General features: G+C 65.5%; 1 protein-coding gene. It reads left to right on the top strand.

The window, feature by feature from the left end:
• Nucleotides 1–226, top strand: a 226-nt coding sequence (locus tag U5782_RS41550; RefSeq protein WP_322049659.1) for an ATP-binding cassette domain-containing protein, incomplete at both ends; no start/stop codon positions are given.

The following is a 226-nucleotide window of genomic DNA, read 5'->3' on the forward strand; positions in this document are numbered from 1 at the left end:
GACCAACGTCGCCTTCGGCCTCAAGCAGGAAGGCGTGCCCAAGAACGAAATCAAGGAACGCGTGGCCGACGCGCTCAATCTCGTGCAGATGAGCCGCTATGCCAAGCGCAAGCCGCATCAGCTCTCCGGCGGCCAGCAGCAGCGCGTCGCGCTCGCCCGCTCGCTGGTCAAGCGCCCGAAGCTCCTGCTGCTCGACGAGCCGATGTCCGCGCTCGACAAGAAGATC

Source organism: Paraburkholderia sp. J67 (assembly GCF_905220265.1).
Taxonomy (GTDB): Bacteria; Pseudomonadota; Gammaproteobacteria; order Burkholderiales; family Burkholderiaceae; genus Paraburkholderia.